A 14,139-nucleotide genomic window follows, 5' to 3' on the forward strand; every position below is an offset into this window, starting at 1 on the left:
AGCCATGGCGAAGGGGAATCACAAAAGGCTGCGCAGCAAGCCGCAGACCCACAGTCTGCTGGAGCACTATCAGCCGATCGACGGCGTCGTCGACGAGATGGTCGATGCGTCGGGCAATCCGCGGCCGGCCTGGCGGCACTTCATCGAGGCGCTGGAGGACCTGGGTCCGGAAAAGCTTGCCCAGCGCTTCGCCCGCGCCGACCAGTACCTGCGCGATGCCGGCGTCTATTACCGCGTCTACGACAAGGCCGGCGCCAATGAGCGGGAATGGCCGCTGGCGCATGTGCCGCTGCTGATCGAGGAGCAGGAATGGGCTGGTATCAGCGCCGGCCTGGTCCAGCGCGCCGATCTGTTCGAGGAGACCATCGCCGACATTTACGGTCCGAACCGGCTGGTCGAGAAAGGCATTCTACCGGCCGGATTGATCGCGGCCAGCCCCGAATATTTGCGGCCGGTCGTCGGCACCAGGCCGGCCAGCGGCCATTTCCTGCATTTCTGCGCCTTCGAGCTCGGTCGTGGCCCGGACGGCCGCTGGTGGGTGCTTGGCGACCGCACACAGGCGCCGTCGGGCGCCGGCTTCGCGCTGGAGAACCGCGTCGCCACTACGAGGGCGCTGTCCGACATCTACGGCGAGATGCATGTGCACCGCCTGGCCGGCTTCTTCCGTCGCTTCCGCGACGCGCTGATCGGCATGGCCAAGCAAGCCGGCGGCCGTGTCGCCATCCTGACGCCGGGACCGCTGAACGAAACCTATTACGAACATGCCTATATCGCCCGCTATCTCGGCATCATGCTGCTCGAGGGCGAGGACCTGACCGTCTCGGGCGGCAGGCTGATGGTGCGCACGGTTTCGGGGCTGATGCCGGTGAGCGTCTTGTGGCGGCGGCTCGACGCCGCCTTTGCCGATCCGCTTGAATTGCGGCCGGACTCGCAGATCGGCACGCCGGGGCTGGTCGAAGCGGTCCGGCAAGGGGCGGTTTCGGCCGTCAATGCACTGGGTTCCGGCCTGATGGAGACGCGCGCGCTGCTCGCCTTCCTGCCGAAGATTTCGCGCGCCCTGCGCAATGAGGAACTGCTGCTGCCGACGGTCGCGACATGGTGGTGCGGGCAGGAGACGGAGCGTGAGCATGTGCTCGCCAATATCGATAGCATGGTGATCGGCCCGGCGCTGTCGACGCGGCTTGCCTTCGAGGACGACGGCTCGACCAAGCTCGGGTCAGCGCTGTCGATCGAGGAACGGGCCGAACTCGTCGCCAGGATCGAACGGGACGGCGGCGACTTCGTCGGCCAGGAAGCGGTGACGCTGTCGACCACGCCTGTCTATGTCGGCGGCTGGCTGGAGCCGCGGCCGGCAAGCCTGCGCGTCTATCTGGCGCGGACGCCGGAAGGCTGGACGGTGATGCCGGGCGGCTTTGCCCGTGTCGGCTTCTCGCTCGACCCGACCGCCATCGCCATGCAGCGCGGCGGCCAGGCGGCGGATGTCTGGGTGGTCAGCGACAGGCCGGTCGAGCGCGAGACGCTGCTGCCGCAGGAGCACGACAGCTTCACCCGAACCTTGCCCGGCAGCCTGCCCAGCCGCGCGGCTGAGAACCTGACATGGCTCGGCCGCTATATCGAGCGGTCGGAAGACACGGTGCGCATCCTGCGCGCCTACCATGTGCGGCTGGCCGAGACATCCGATCCCGAGATGCCGCTGCTCGCCGATATCAGCGACTATCTCGCGCCGTTCGGCATCGACGTCGAGACGGCAATCCCATTGGGGCTCATCGGCACGCTGGACAGCGCCGTTTACAGCGCCGGGCAGATCCGTGACCGCTTCTCGCCCGATGGCTGGCTGGCATTGAAGGATCTGTCGAAGACCATCCATCAATTTGCCGCGACAGTGGCGCCGGGCGACGACGCGACAAGGGCAATGACGGTCATCCTGCGCAAGCTGGCCGGGTTTTCCGGCCTGCTGCACGAGAACATGTACCGCTTTGCCGGCTGGCGTTTCCTGGAAATCGGCCGCAGGCTCGAACGCGGCATCCAGATCGCCCGCACGCTCGCCCGGCTGACCGGAGCCCAGGCGCCGGAAGGCGCGCTCGACATGATGCTGGAGATCGGCGACAGCGTCATGACGCACCGTCGGCAATATCCGGTGCAGGCGGGGCGGCGCACGGTGGTCGACCTTCTGGCGCTCGATCCGCTCAACCCGCGCTCAATCCTTTTCCAGCTCGAACGGCTGAAAGCCGAAATCGCGCTGCTGCCCGCTGTCGGCGCTGAAGGCCATATGTCGCCGGCGGCCAAGGAAATCCTGCAGCTCAACACGTCGATCGCCATCAAGGAGCCCTCGGACATGACGGCCAAGGCCCTCGGCGATCTCGCCAATGAAATCGGCGGGCTCTACAACAGCCTCGCCAAAGCCTATTTCGGGTAGAGACAGCATGCTCTACGACATCAGGCTTCACCTGCGTTACGACTATGATGCGGCGGCCGGCGGTGGCCGCCATCAGGTGCGCGTGCTGCCGCCGACCATCCCTGGCGTGCAGCGCGTCATCGCCGCTTCACTGTCTTTTGTGCCGGCGCCCAGCGAACGTTCCGACTTTTCCGACTTTTTCGGCAACAGTGTCACCTCGATCGCCTTTCGTGACGCGCATGATGCGCTCGACATCAGGATGAGCGCGCGTGTTTCAGTGTCGCGGCCCGAACCCGGGCTCGACGTATCGCCGGACATACGCCGGCTGAGGGAAGAACTCGGCGCAGTGCACTCGCTGGCGCCGGCTTCGCCGCATCACTTTCTGGCCGCCAGCGATCATGCCGGCATCGACGCGGCAATCACTGCCTATGCGAAAGGCAGTGCCGGCAGTTCGACAGTCGGCACGGCCATGGCTCTGTGCAACCGCATTCACCGCGATTTCACCTATGACGGCGAGGCGACCACCGTGCAGACGCGGGCCAGCGACGCCTTTGGCCTGAAGCGCGGCGTCTGCCAGGATTTTTCCCACATCATGATCGCCGGCCTGCGCGGCCTCGGTATTCCCGCGGGCTATGTCAGCGGGTTCCTGCGCACCATCCCGCCGCGCGGGAAGCCGCGGCTCGAAGGCGCCGACGCCATGCACGCCTGGGTCAAGGTGTGGTGCGGGCGCGATGCCGGCTGGCAGGAATTCGATCCGACCAATGGCATGCGGGCAAGCAACGACCATATCACGGTCGGCTACGGCCGCGATTACTCCGATGTGGCGCCGATCGTCGGCGTGCTGAAAACCACTGGTGGACAGGTCGGCGAGCAGGCGGTCGACGTCATTCCGGTCGTGCTCGAAAAGGCGTGACGACGCACGTCTTCGTTGCACGGCGACGTCGATAGGCTGTTCTGGAACCAAGAGATCAAGAGGCGTTGGAACCCGCAGCCGGCAAGCGGCTTATCTACGGAAATTCCGTGGAGAGGACATGCTGGACAAATCCGGGTCGTCGTCTGGCCAATCGGCTGTGAGGAAAGCTGCACCAAAAAACGGGGTGCCGCAGAACGGAGCGCTGGAGAACGGCGCGCAAGCCTCGGCCGTTCGGGCCTCGCTCAACTATGTCACCGACACTGAACCCGGTATTCGCCGGCTGCGTTCGGGCAAAGGGTTCTCGTACAAAGGACCCGACGGGCGGATTGTCGACGGGGAGGCGCTGGCACGCATCAAGGCGCTCGCCATTCCACCGGCCTGGACGGATGTGTGGATCTCGCCAGACCCCGATGGTCATATCCAGGCGACCGGTCGGGACCAGCGCGGACGCAAACAATACCGCTATCACCCGCACTGGGCGGAGGAGCGTGACGGCGTCAAATATTCGAGCCTGATCGCCTTCGCCGAAAGCCTGCCCGAACTGCGGCGGCAGATCGACGTCGATTTGCGCCGTCACGGCCTACCGCTGGAACGCGTCGTTGCGGCTATCGTCTGGCTGCTCGACAACACGATGATCCGTGTCGGCAATGCCGCCTATGCCCGCGACAACAAGAGTTTTGGGCTGACCACGCTGCGTGACCGCCATGTCGACATCAAGGGCTCGAGCCTGCGCTTTGCCTTCATCGGTAAATCCGGCAAGGAATGGAGATTGAAGCTTGTCGATCGCCGGATTGCCAAGGTCGTGCGTGGAGCGCAGGACCTGCCGGGCCAAAAACTGTTCCAGTATCTCGACGAGGACCGAAACAGGCATCCGGTGCGCTCAGACGACGTCAACCGCTATATCAGGGAGAACGCCGGAGCGGAGTTCAGCTCCAAGCACTTCAGAACCTGGGGCGGCACCATCCATGCGGCGTCGCTGTTTGCGCAAACCGAACGTCCGGAAAGCCAGGCGCAGCAAAAGAGGGTGATGAACAGTGTCATCGACAAGGTTGCCGATCGGCTCGGCAACACACGCGCGGTTTGTCGCCAATGCTACATCCATCCGGAAGTGTTCCGCGCCTGGTCCGAAGGACGGCTGCTGGACGAAATGGCGGATGCCAACAAAGGCAAGCGCTCGATCGCCGGGCTCGACGACGAGGAGGCCCTGGTCTTGAGATGGCTGAAGGCAAGAGAGGGCTGACGCCGGGACCCACCTCTCAACCGAAATGTGGAAACCAAGCAGATAGAGGTGCCGAATCCGTTTGCAGCATTGGTGTGCTGGGCGATCTTCTTGCCGAAAATATCCTCGTGCGGCATTCTGCGCACCCGATTGTAGCAAAATGTCCCATTTTGCGGCGTCGCAAAATTCAATCGCAAAACTGTCGCTTTAATCGGGATTTTCGCGACAAAGGAATGACGCAGTAGGGTGGCCATCATACCCTGACCGGCACGGAAACTTACGGCATGGCGAAGCTCGTTTTTGGAATGAACCTCTCCCTCGACGGTTATGTCGACCATCAGGAATTTGGACCTGATCCTGCTCTCTTTCGTCATTGGATCGACCACGTCCGCGACCTGACAGGCAGCATTTACGGTCGACGCATGTATGAAGTCATGCGCTATTGGGATGACAACCATCCTGAGTGGACCCCCGAGCAACGCGACTTCGCGATGGCGTGGCGAAGCCAGCCGAAATGGGTCGTGTCCCGCTCGTTGAAGTCGGTCGGCCCTAACGCAACGCTTGTCATGGATGACGTCGAGGTGGCAATACGCGGGCTAAAGACCCAGCTTACAGGGGAGATTTCCGCTTCCGGACCGGAGTTGGCGCAAAGCCTGACTGACCTAGGTCTGATCGACGAATACCGTCTTTACCTTCACCCAGTGGTGCTTGGTCACGGCAAGCCCTTCTTCACCGGTCCTCGGCCGCCGCTCCGCCTTGTGGCCAGCGATCGGGTCGGCGGGGAGGTCATCAGGTTGACTTACGTTCCTGCCTGACCACGGATTGCGCCGACCGTCATGGCCGCTTCGAGGTCGAAAGCCGCTGTCTTCGTGTCGCGAAAATCCTGACTTTTGCACTATTTGCATCCATATCTGGGTGCGGCAAGGTGACAAGTAGCCCTTGATGCAGCCCGAAGAAAAGAGGCTTGCGGCGACTATACAAATTTTTGTATAGTCGCCGCATGAAAATGCTCAAGTTCCGGGGCAGCGCCCTCAATGATCTGCGCGCTTTCCCGAACTCGGCACGGCGCGAAGCGGGCTACCAGCTCGACAAGGTACAGAATGAGCAACCTCCAACCGACTGGAAGCCAATGGCGACAATCGGGAAGGGTGTGCAGGAGATCAGGATTCGGGACGAAGCCGGCGCCTTCCGGCTGATCTACATCGCCAAAGTCGCCGATGCGGTCTACGTGCTGCATTGCTTTCAGAAGAAAACGCAGAAGACCAGCAAAATGGATCTGGACCTGGCGGCGAAACGCTACGGCGATCGGATGAAGGAGTTAGGCCAATGAGCAACGAGACTTTTGCAAGCGTGTGGGACGCCATCGAAGACACCCCCGCCGAAGCAGAGAACATGAAGCTCCGCTCCACACTGATGATGGCGCTGGAACAGCATATCCGGGCAAAGGGCTGGACGCAGGTCGAAGCCGCGCGCCATCTCGGCGTGACGCAGCCCCGCGTGTCCGATCTCCTGCGCGGTAAGATCAACCTGTTCGCCCTCGACACCCTCGTCAACATGGTGGTCGCGGCCGGACTGCATGTTGAAATGCGCGTTCTGCAATCTGCCTAATCGGCATTTGCCGGTTATTTTGTCGCTTCAATCGGGAATTTCGCGATACGGCAAGATCGCGGAAGGTTGGAAAACGGCCGATCGGCTTCGGGTGGGGGTGTCAAAAGCCGCCGTTTTCCAAGGCACGGAAAACTTCCGCCTCGGGAATGGTGCTTGAAGCGGCGGTTGCCCAAACGACGCATGTTCTCCCCTGCTGCCCATAGACGGCAATTCGACTTCCGGGACCGCTTCCGCTGTGACCGATGGGATGGGCGAGCGGGTTCGTTGCCCGCAGCATCAGCCCCAATCCGTATGCTGGATCGGGATGGAGTTCAGAGCGGAATTGCGGGAGCGGCCTGTGTTCGAGCATTCTGGACAGCGCGTTCCCGTCGACCAAATTGCCGGCGAGTAGATGGCGAAGAAGTCGGGCCGCATCCATCGCCGTGCCGACAACCAATCCGTGATAGACCCAGGCCGGATGGTAGCCGATCGCGTCGCCCATCTGCACGTCTGCTAAATCAGCCGGAGTGAGGGCGAGCCGGGCCGTGGCGAGTTCGGCAGGGATGAATACGAGGTTGGAAAGAGCCTCGGAAAGAGGGACATTCGTTGCCTCCTCGATCAATCGGGCGACCTCCTGGTAGCCGATGTTCGAATAGGCCCACCCTTGACCGGGTTCGTATCGCAGCCGATCCGCTTCGACTGCATTCAACAGGTCATCAACAGACCACGGCGAACGACCCGCTTCAACATCGGCGTGGTAGGCCGGAAGGGAACCGTAGTCTGGTAACCCCGCCTCGTGCTGTAGGAGTTGGGCAGGTGTGAAAGATTTCCCCTCGACAGCTTCGTCGAGGTTGATCTTGCCGCGTTCCGACAGGCGCAACAGAGCAACCGAGAGCGCCGTCTTCGTAAAGCTCCACCATGGAATCGAATCCGTAACCCCCGTTGCGTCTGTTTCGCCATCGTCACGAATGAACACTTTTGCTTCCATGCCGCATCATAGGCAGCCTGGGATGACGACGCGAGAACCGTCCGCTCTTTGGAGAGAATCCGACGTTCATCAACTTCTCGATTGCATCGATTCCGGTGTCGCGAAACTCCTAAGTTTTGCGACAAAATCGATGGCGTTGAATTTTCAGGGAAGTTCCTGCCGCAAAGTCAGTCGCAAAAATTCGAAGTTATGCGACCGACTTTTGCAGCAGAAAGCATTCCACATTTCAGTTAGGGGCTGGGACACCGGACGGAGCGTATTTTTTTGTCGACGCGGTGTCGGGATCGGTCCTAGTGTTTCGTCCTTTGACAGAGAAAAGGACGACCCATGCTCTACGCGATCCTCTGCTATGCCTCTGAAGACGTCGTCTGCTCCTGGAGCAAGGAGCAGGATGATGCGGTCATGGAAAAACTCCTCGGCGTGCAGGAAAAATATGCCCAGGCGGGACGGCTTGGCCCGGTGGCGCGGCTCTTGCCGACGACGGCGGCGACGACGCTGAGGAAGATCAAGGGCGAAGCGGTGGTCATCGACGGCCCGTTTGCCGAAACCAAGGAACAGTTCCTCGGCTTCTACACGCTCGAATGCGCCGACCTCGATGAGGCCGTCGACTTCGCGCGCGAGCTTTCCGAGGTCAACCCGAGCGGCGGCTCCTATGAAATCCGGCCGGTCTCGCTCTTCAATCCCGCCAAGGTTTCCGCATGACCGAACTCGCCTGGATCAGCACAGCAATCAGCACCGCTCGCCCGCAGGTGATGGGGGCATTGCTGCGCTACTTCCGCGACCTCGACGCGGCGGAGGAAGCATTCCAGGACGCCTGCCTGAGGGCACTGAACAACTGGCCGAAAAACGGTCCTCCGCGCGATCCGGCAGCCTGGCTGATCTTCGTCGGCCGCAACAGCGGCATCGATGCGGTGCGCAAGCGCGCCAAGCAGGCGCCGCTGCCGGAGGAGGACCAGATCTCCGATCTGGAGGATGCCGAGAGCGACGTCGCCGAGCGGCTGGACGGGGCGCATTATCGCGATGATATTTTGCGGCTGCTGTTCATCTGCTGCCATCCCGACCTGCCGGCCACACAGCAGATCGCGGTGGCGTTACGCATCGTCTCCGGCCTGACGGTCAAGCAGATCGCCCGCGCCTTCCTCGTCGGTGAAAGCGCAATGGAGCAGCGTATCACGCGCGCCAAGGCGCGTATCGCCGACGCCGGGGTGCCGTTCGAGACGCCGGGAGCGGTCGAGCGCTCCGAACGGCTCGCCGCCGTCGCCGCCATGGTCTACTTGATCTTCAACGAAGGCTATTCCAGCAACAGCGGCGAGGCTTCGGCGCGTGCGCCGCTTTGCGAAGAGGCGATCCGGCTGGCCCGGCTGCTGCTCAGGCTGTTCCAGACCGAGCCGGAGATCATGGGGCTGACGGCGCTGTTGCTGCTGCAGCATGCACGCTCGCCGGCTCGCTTCGAAGAGAACGGCGAGATCGTGCTGCTCGAAGACCAGGACCGCAGCCTGTGGAGCCGCAAGATGATCGATGAAGGCCTGGCGCTGGTCGATAAGGCCTTGCGCCATCGCAAGCCCGGTCCCTACCAGGTGCAAGCGGCGATCGCCGCACTGCATGCGCGGGCGGAAAAGCCCGAGGACACGGACTGGAACGAGATCGACCTGCTCTACGGCCTGCTCGAGCAGATGCAGCCGTCGCCGGTGGTGACGCTCAACCGCGCCGTCGCGGTCTCCAAGGTGCGTGGACCGGAAGCCGCACTCGCCATGATCGAGCCGCTGGAGGGAAGGCTTTCCGGCTATTTCCATTTCTTCGGCCTCAAGGGCGGACTGCTGATGCAGCTTGACCGCGGCGAGGAGGCGCGCGTCGCTTTCGACCGCGCCATCGCGCTTGCCAACACGGCCGCCGAGGCAGCGCATATCCGCATGCATATCGACCGGCTGATGAAAGAAAGCGCCGTGCCGGAAACCGCCAAGACGGCACACTGATTCGCTCTATCTGGCTGGTTCAACAGTCGGACGCCGGCTTGGACCATGCCGGGGTGGCGATTTCTCCCTGAAACGCGTAATGCCACGCCATGACAGCGCCTGGTATGCCGACCGGCAGGGAACCGGTATGGCGAAAAGTTTGGGCCGACGCCATATAAGCGACGGCATCTGAAAGGGATAAAAATGACGATTGCGATGGAAACGGCCGGGCTTCTGGCGAAACTGGGCGTTGCCGAGCGCGCGCTTACGGGCGGCGATCTTATCGTGCGCAGCCCGGTGACCGGCGAGCAGATCGCCGCGCTGAACACCATCTCGCCGGCCGATGCGGCAACGACCATCGACAATGCCCACAAAGCTTTCCTGGCGTGGCGGCAGGTGCCAGCTCCCAAGCGTGGAGAGCTGGTGCGGCTGCTCGGCGAGGAATTGCGCACACACAAGGCCGAGCTTGGCCGGTTGGTATCGATCGAGGTCGGCAAGATCCCGTCCGAGGGTCTTGGCGAAGTGCAGGAGATGATCGACATCTGCGATTTCGCCGTCGGTCTTTCCCGGCAATTGTACGGCCTGACCATCGCCACCGAGCGTCCCGGCCATCGCATGATGGAGACCTGGCATCCGCTCGGCGTCGTCGGCGTCATTTCGGCCTTCAACTTTCCGGTGGCGGTATGGTCGTGGAACGCGGCACTTGCGCTGGTCTGCGGCGACGCGGTGGTGTGGAAACCGTCCGAGAAGACGCCGCTGACGGCGCTCGCCTGCGAAGCGATTTTTGCACGCGCGGTAAAGCGTTTTGGCACGGACGCGCCGCAGGGCCTGGCGCCGGTGCTGATCGGTGATCGCGCCGTCGGCGAGATCCTGGTCGATCATCCCAGGGTGCCGCTGGTCTCGGCCACCGGCTCGACACGCATGGGCAGGGATGTCGGCCCACGGCTGGCGAAGCGCTTTGCCCGTGCGGTGCTGGAGCTCGGCGGCAACAATGCCGGCATCGTCTGCCCGACGGCCGATCTGGACATGGCGCTCCGCGCTATAGCCTTCGGCGCCATGGGCACGGCCGGCCAGCGCTGCACGACGCTCAGGCGCCTGTTCGTGCATGAGAGCGTCTATGACCAGCTCGTTCCGCGCCTGAAGAAGGCTTATGAGAGCGTCTCGGTCGGCAATCCGCTGGAGACAAGCGCTCTGGTTGGCCCGCTGATCGACAAGGCTGCCTACGAGAATATGCAGAAGGCGCTGGAGGAGGCGGCTTCGCATGGCGGTAAGATAACCGGCGGAATGCGGGTCGAGAACGGTCACCCCGAGGCCTACTATGTGCGTCCGGCGCTGGTCGAAATGCCGCGGCAGGTTTCGCCGGTGACGGAGGAAACCTTCGCGCCCATCCTCTATGTGATGAAATATTCGGACTTCGACATCGCGCTAGAAGAACACAATGCGGTGGGAGCGGGGCTGTCATCCTCGATCTTTACCCGCGACCTGCAGGAATCCGAGCGCTTTCTTAGCGTCGATGGATCGGACTGCGGCATCGCCAACGTCAATATAGGCACGTCAGGGGCCGAGATCGGCGGTGCCTTCGGTGGCGAGAAGGAAACCGGCGGCGGCCGCGAAAGCGGCTCCGATGCCTGGAAGGCCTATATGCGGCGCGCTACCAACACGGTGAATTATTCCAAGGCGCTGCCGCTTGCGCAGGGCGTGTCGTTCGACATCGATTGAAATGCCAGACCTTCGTCGCGGCGGCGCCAAGGCTGCCACGACGGCGGTCGGCTCGCCGTTCAGCTGGCTTGCGAAGTTACAACACAGTTGTCGAAGGCTGCATCGATGATGGCGAGCTTGACCGCCTGGGCGGTCATGTATTCCTGATAGAACTCGCTCGACACCCACATGACCGAGTGACCGCGCTGGCCCAACCAGCCGATGCTGCCGAGTTCCTCGGCATCGCGCAATTTGCGTGACAGGTGAGTGCGGGAAAGCTTGAGCCAGTTCGCGAAATCCCCGATTGAGACGACACCGGTCGGGATTCGGTCCAGGTCGGCATGATCGGGGTCGACGCCGGACATCAGCCAATCCATGACGATGCCGCCATTGTCGAGCCAGGTGAACAAGGAAAAAGTCTGTTTTGGCTGCCGCACGGCATGCGACGAAAGCAGTCCGTCGGCCACCAGTGGCTGCAGTTTGGCGAGTACGTCCGGTTGTGCGACGAATGCAGCCAGTCGACATCCACCATCCAGGCTGTCCAGCGTTTTCAGATGAGCCATGACCCAGCCGGCAACCGTCTCCAGAGTGCCCGCGGTCGGCTGAAACGGGCGGATGCGCCCATATTTAATCGGCAGATGCCGGATAAAACCGTAATGCAGCATCTCCTTCAGGAAGGCATCGGCGGTGTTGCGGCTGGCCACCGAATGCCGGCAGATGTCGTCCATGAACCGTGCGGACGTAAGTCCCTTGCGATGATCGTCCGGCTCTCGATTGAAATACAAGCCAAGGCCGATATGGGCCATCAGCCAACGCTGTTGCGTGGCGAATACGGAAGCCAGCCGCGGGTTCGCTTCATACGTCTGGAGAAGCGTCCGCGACTGAGCCTGGACATGGCGACGCAGTGCCGGATGGCTGGCAATGTCTTCAGAAACCAGCGCCATCCCCGCCGAGCCCAACCAAATTTGCAACTGGAAAATGCCGATCACAATTTCAGCCTTCGCGGGTCGTGTCCAGAGCCGACGCATTAGGATACGAGCTGAATCCCGCCGGCTAGTGGGCTGAATTCCGCGACTTGATCGCCGAGGCCACTGATTTCGCTGCAGAGGGCCAGCCCGCTCGAACCCACCAACGATGACTTCGCCTGTCCAGCCCGTGCTCCCGCCGATGGCGACGCGGAACCAACACAAGCTTTGCTCGTTGAAGAACGCTGATTGGACTGAGACAGTGAGGGACTACAAAATGGAGAATGGCCTTTTCGCCACGCCGCCTGCAGCTTTCCGGCAAACAGAGTCGGTCTGGCCACGGGCGCTCAAGTGGCTGTTGCGCCGAGTGCGCAGCGCCTCCGACAGCTCGGGAACCATGTTGAAGCCAATCCTTTCCGAACCCGAGGACGATAGCGGGCCCACTCCGCCTCGACGTGCTTGAGGCTGACCGCGCTGCGATCTTGACGTCAAAATGACCGCTCACATATCCTTTTAGGGCCGCGCAGCAGCCGACAACCATGACCGCTTCGAAGGCCTGCCACGGCGGCGTGTCCGCCTGATGCAGCAGGCGAGAGCGGTAGTGGCACGCCGCGGCGGGAACCATCGGGCGTGCTTGGCTATTAGATACAGGCGGCTGCTGGTCTGCCGGGCCAGGAGCCATTGCTATGATCATCGATCCTCCACCGGAAAGCGCCATCCCGGCATCCGTTCCGTCGGTCGACCCAAAAGCCGCCCCGACGCTTCGCAATGCCGAAGCGGAGGTCTTTTATATCGAAGCGATCCGCGAACTTGTCGCGACCGGCATCCCCTTTCTCGTCGCCGGCACCTATGCCGTAAGCGCCTATACCGGGATCATCCGTCAGACCAAGGATCTCGACATTTTCTGCAAGGCCGGCGACTGCCCGCGCATCCTCGCCCATTTTAAGCAGATCGGCTACGCCGTCGTGGTCGAGGACGACCGGTGGCTCGGCAAAGTGTTCAAGGGCACCCATTTTTTCGACGTCATTTTCGCCTCGATGAACGGCACAATGCCTGTCGACGACCAGTGGCTGGAGCACGCCCGTCAGGGCGAATTGCTGGGCAGCCAGGTGCGGATCATCGGGCCCACCGAGCTTATCTGGTCCAAAAGTTTCATCCAGGACCGCGGTCGCCACGATGGTGCCGACGTCGCGCACACCATCCTCAAGGCCCACGACCAGATCGACTGGCAAAGGCTGCTTTCCTACATGGAAGTTCATTGGGAAGTTCTGCTGATGCATCTCTTGAACTTCCGATGGATCTATCCGACGGAGCGGGGCCGCGTGCCCGCCTGGCTGCTCGACGAGCTGCTTGACCGGCTGGCCAAGCAGCGCGAATTGCCACCTTCCCGGATGAAAATCTGCCGTGGGCGCATGCTTTCACGAACTGACTATGAGATCGACGTCAACGACTGGGGTTTTGCCGACGTCGGCGGTGAAGGAGAACATAGCAATGGCTGACGAGCTCGAAACTGCTTCGCCGAAGGCGGAAAACGGCAGCGCACTCAAAGTCGCCGCCATTGGCGATCTGCATGTCGGCAAGGAGGACCAGGCCTCGTACCGCGATCTTTTCGGCGAGATGTCGCGTGCAGCCCAGGTTCTCGTGCTGACCGGCGACCTTACCAACCTCGGCAAGCCTCGGGAGGCCGAAATCCTTGCCGAGGAACTGCGTGCCTGCACGATCCCGGTCGTCGCCGTACTTGGCAACCACGACTATGAGTCAGGCGCCGTCGAGCAGGTCACCGACATTCTGCGCCAGGCGGGCGTTCACCTGCTCGACGGCGAGGCGACGGAGATTCACGAGGTCGGGTTCGTCGGGGTCAAGGGTTTCGTTGGCGGTTTTGGATCGCGCATGCTCGGCTCCTTCGGCGAACCGGCGATCAAGTCAATGGTGGCGGAAAGCGTGAACGAAGCGATGCGGCTTGAAAACGCAATGCGGCAGGTCCGCGCCAAACGCACGCTTGTCGTTCTGCACTACGCGCCTGTCGTCGAGACGGTCGAAGGCGAGCCGCTGGAGATCTTCCCGTTTCTCGGTTCGTCACGCCTGGCCGAGACAATAGACCGGTTCCAGGTCAGCGCGGTGGTGCATGGCCATGCGCATCGCGGCGCCTACGAGGGCCGCACACCGGGCGGGGCGTCGGTCTATAACGTTGCCATGCATGTCGCCAAGCCGACCGGCCGCCCCTACGCTGTGCTCGAAATCTGATAGGCTAGATGTTGAACGCCCGCTTCGGCGGAATATCGTTTTCATCCGGATTGGGAATGGGGTCCTCGTCGGGGAGCCTGTCGGGGTCCGGCTCACGCACGGGCTTGGGATCGGGGATGGGAGGCGGCGGCACCGGGGTCGGCATTGGCTCGGGTGTGGGAATAGTGGCCATCGTGAT

14 protein-coding genes are annotated in these 14,139 nt (G+C 62.3%); 11 read left to right on the top strand and 3 right to left on the bottom strand.

All coding sequences use genetic code 11. The annotated features are described in order from the left end of the window. Positions 1–4: 4 nt before the first annotated feature. The 6 genes from NKI67_RS01435 (at position 5) to NKI67_RS01460 (ending at position 6,135) form a co-directional block, all read left to right on the top strand. Positions 5–2,416: a circularly permuted type 2 ATP-grasp protein gene (locus NKI67_RS01435; RefSeq protein WP_352644151.1), complete on the top strand. Its 2,412-nt coding sequence runs from the start codon at positions 5–7 to the stop codon at positions 2,414–2,416. A gap of 7 nt (positions 2,417–2,423) precedes the next feature. Continuing rightward, a complete protein-coding gene (locus NKI67_RS01440; protein ID WP_352448166.1) occupies positions 2,424–3,308 on the top strand; it encodes a transglutaminase family protein in 885 nt (294 codons plus the stop codon). A gap of 118 nt (positions 3,309–3,426) precedes the next feature. Continuing rightward, on the top strand, positions 3,427–4,548 hold the full coding sequence (locus tag NKI67_RS01445; protein WP_352644152.1) for a DNA topoisomerase IB: 1,122 nt from the start codon (positions 3,427–3,429) through the stop codon (positions 4,546–4,548). Between the two features lie 263 nt (positions 4,549–4,811). Then, positions 4,812–5,342: a dihydrofolate reductase family protein gene (locus tag NKI67_RS01450; RefSeq protein WP_352586615.1), complete on the top strand. Its 531-nt coding sequence runs from the start codon at positions 4,812–4,814 to the stop codon at positions 5,340–5,342. A gap of 185 nt (positions 5,343–5,527) precedes the next feature. Continuing rightward, positions 5,528–5,857 (top strand): type II toxin-antitoxin system RelE/ParE family toxin, encoded by a 330-nt coding sequence (locus NKI67_RS01455; protein WP_352644154.1) that lies wholly within the window; start codon positions 5,528–5,530, stop codon positions 5,855–5,857. Beyond that, entirely contained in the window at positions 5,854–6,135 is a 282-nt protein-coding gene (locus NKI67_RS01460; protein WP_352586619.1) for a helix-turn-helix domain-containing protein, read from the top strand. Before NKI67_RS01455 ends, NKI67_RS01460 begins: the two co-directional genes overlap by 4 nt. Positions 6,136–6,235: 100 nt before the next feature. Here NKI67_RS01460 and NKI67_RS01465 read toward each other — a convergent pair whose 3' ends face one another. Beyond that, on the bottom strand, positions 6,236–7,102 hold the full coding sequence (locus NKI67_RS01465) for a serine hydrolase domain-containing protein (RefSeq protein WP_352644156.1): 867 nt from the start codon (positions 7,100–7,102) through the stop codon (positions 6,236–6,238). 327 nt (positions 7,103–7,429) lie between these two features. Between NKI67_RS01465 and NKI67_RS01470 the strand changes: the two genes are divergently transcribed. From NKI67_RS01470 to amaB, 3 genes are all read left to right on the top strand, one after another. Beyond that, entirely contained in the window at positions 7,430–7,804 is a 375-nt protein-coding gene (locus tag NKI67_RS01470; RefSeq protein ID WP_023675462.1) for a YciI family protein, read from the top strand. Further along, on the top strand, positions 7,801–9,075 hold the full coding sequence (locus NKI67_RS01475) for an RNA polymerase sigma factor (protein ID WP_352644158.1): 1,275 nt from the start codon (positions 7,801–7,803) through the stop codon (positions 9,073–9,075). The genes NKI67_RS01470 and NKI67_RS01475 overlap by 4 nt, the downstream gene beginning before the upstream one ends. A gap of 183 nt (positions 9,076–9,258) precedes the next feature. After that, a complete protein-coding gene (gene amaB / locus NKI67_RS01480; RefSeq protein ID WP_352644160.1) occupies positions 9,259–10,773 on the top strand; it encodes an L-piperidine-6-carboxylate dehydrogenase in 1,515 nt (504 codons plus the stop codon). Positions 10,774–10,832: 59 nt separating this feature from the next. Here amaB and NKI67_RS01485 read toward each other — a convergent pair whose 3' ends face one another. After that, complete coding sequence (locus NKI67_RS01485) at positions 10,833–11,696, bottom strand: hypothetical protein (RefSeq protein ID WP_352620527.1); 864 nt, start codon at positions 11,694–11,696, stop codon at positions 10,833–10,835. A gap of 707 nt (positions 11,697–12,403) precedes the next feature. On the opposite strand from NKI67_RS01485, the gene NKI67_RS01490 reads away from it, so the two are divergent. Next, positions 12,404–13,216: a nucleotidyltransferase family protein gene (locus tag NKI67_RS01490; protein WP_352644162.1), complete on the top strand. Its 813-nt coding sequence runs from the start codon at positions 12,404–12,406 to the stop codon at positions 13,214–13,216. After that, complete coding sequence (locus tag NKI67_RS01495) at positions 13,209–13,961, top strand: metallophosphoesterase family protein (protein WP_023675466.1); 753 nt, start codon at positions 13,209–13,211, stop codon at positions 13,959–13,961. Before NKI67_RS01490 ends, NKI67_RS01495 begins: the two co-directional genes overlap by 8 nt. Before the next feature lie 4 nt (positions 13,962–13,965). On the opposite strand, the gene NKI67_RS01500 is transcribed toward NKI67_RS01495, so the two are convergent. After that, positions 13,966–14,133: a hypothetical protein gene (locus NKI67_RS01500; protein ID WP_352448160.1), complete on the bottom strand. Its 168-nt coding sequence runs from the start codon at positions 14,131–14,133 to the stop codon at positions 13,966–13,968. Positions 14,134–14,139: the final 6 nt, after the last annotated feature.

The organism is Mesorhizobium sp. M0408, from assembly GCF_040321495.1.
In the GTDB taxonomy this organism is placed as follows: domain Bacteria; phylum Pseudomonadota; class Alphaproteobacteria; order Rhizobiales; family Rhizobiaceae; genus Mesorhizobium.

Bases quoted from the DNA above. Each gene is read 5' to 3' on its own strand.
- NKI67_RS01435 (WP_352644151.1), top strand. From the start codon at position 5: ATGGCGAAGGGGAATCACAAAAGGCTGCGCAGCAAGCCGCAGACCCAC.
- NKI67_RS01440 (WP_352448166.1), top strand. From the start codon at position 2,424: ATGCTCTACGACATCAGGCTTCACCTGCGTTACGACTATGATGCGGCG.
- NKI67_RS01445 (WP_352644152.1), top strand. From the start codon at position 3,427: ATGCTGGACAAATCCGGGTCGTCGTCTGGCCAATCGGCTGTGAGGAAA.
- NKI67_RS01450 (WP_352586615.1), top strand. From the start codon at position 4,812: ATGGCGAAGCTCGTTTTTGGAATGAACCTCTCCCTCGACGGTTATGTC.
- NKI67_RS01455 (WP_352644154.1), top strand. From the start codon at position 5,528: ATGAAAATGCTCAAGTTCCGGGGCAGCGCCCTCAATGATCTGCGCGCT.
- NKI67_RS01460 (WP_352586619.1), top strand. From the start codon at position 5,854: ATGAGCAACGAGACTTTTGCAAGCGTGTGGGACGCCATCGAAGACACC.
- NKI67_RS01465 (WP_352644156.1), bottom strand. From the start codon at position 7,102: ATGGAAGCAAAAGTGTTCATTCGTGACGATGGCGAAACAGACGCAACG.
- NKI67_RS01470 (WP_023675462.1), top strand. From the start codon at position 7,430: ATGCTCTACGCGATCCTCTGCTATGCCTCTGAAGACGTCGTCTGCTCC.
- NKI67_RS01475 (WP_352644158.1), top strand. From the start codon at position 7,801: ATGACCGAACTCGCCTGGATCAGCACAGCAATCAGCACCGCTCGCCCG.
- amaB (WP_352644160.1), top strand. From the start codon at position 9,259: ATGACGATTGCGATGGAAACGGCCGGGCTTCTGGCGAAACTGGGCGTT.
- NKI67_RS01485 (WP_352620527.1), bottom strand. From the start codon at position 11,696: ATGGCGCTGGTTTCTGAAGACATTGCCAGCCATCCGGCACTGCGTCGC.
- NKI67_RS01490 (WP_352644162.1), top strand. From the start codon at position 12,404: ATGATCATCGATCCTCCACCGGAAAGCGCCATCCCGGCATCCGTTCCG.
- NKI67_RS01495 (WP_023675466.1), top strand. From the start codon at position 13,209: ATGGCTGACGAGCTCGAAACTGCTTCGCCGAAGGCGGAAAACGGCAGC.
- NKI67_RS01500 (WP_352448160.1), bottom strand. From the start codon at position 14,133: ATGGCCACTATTCCCACACCCGAGCCAATGCCGACCCCGGTGCCGCCG.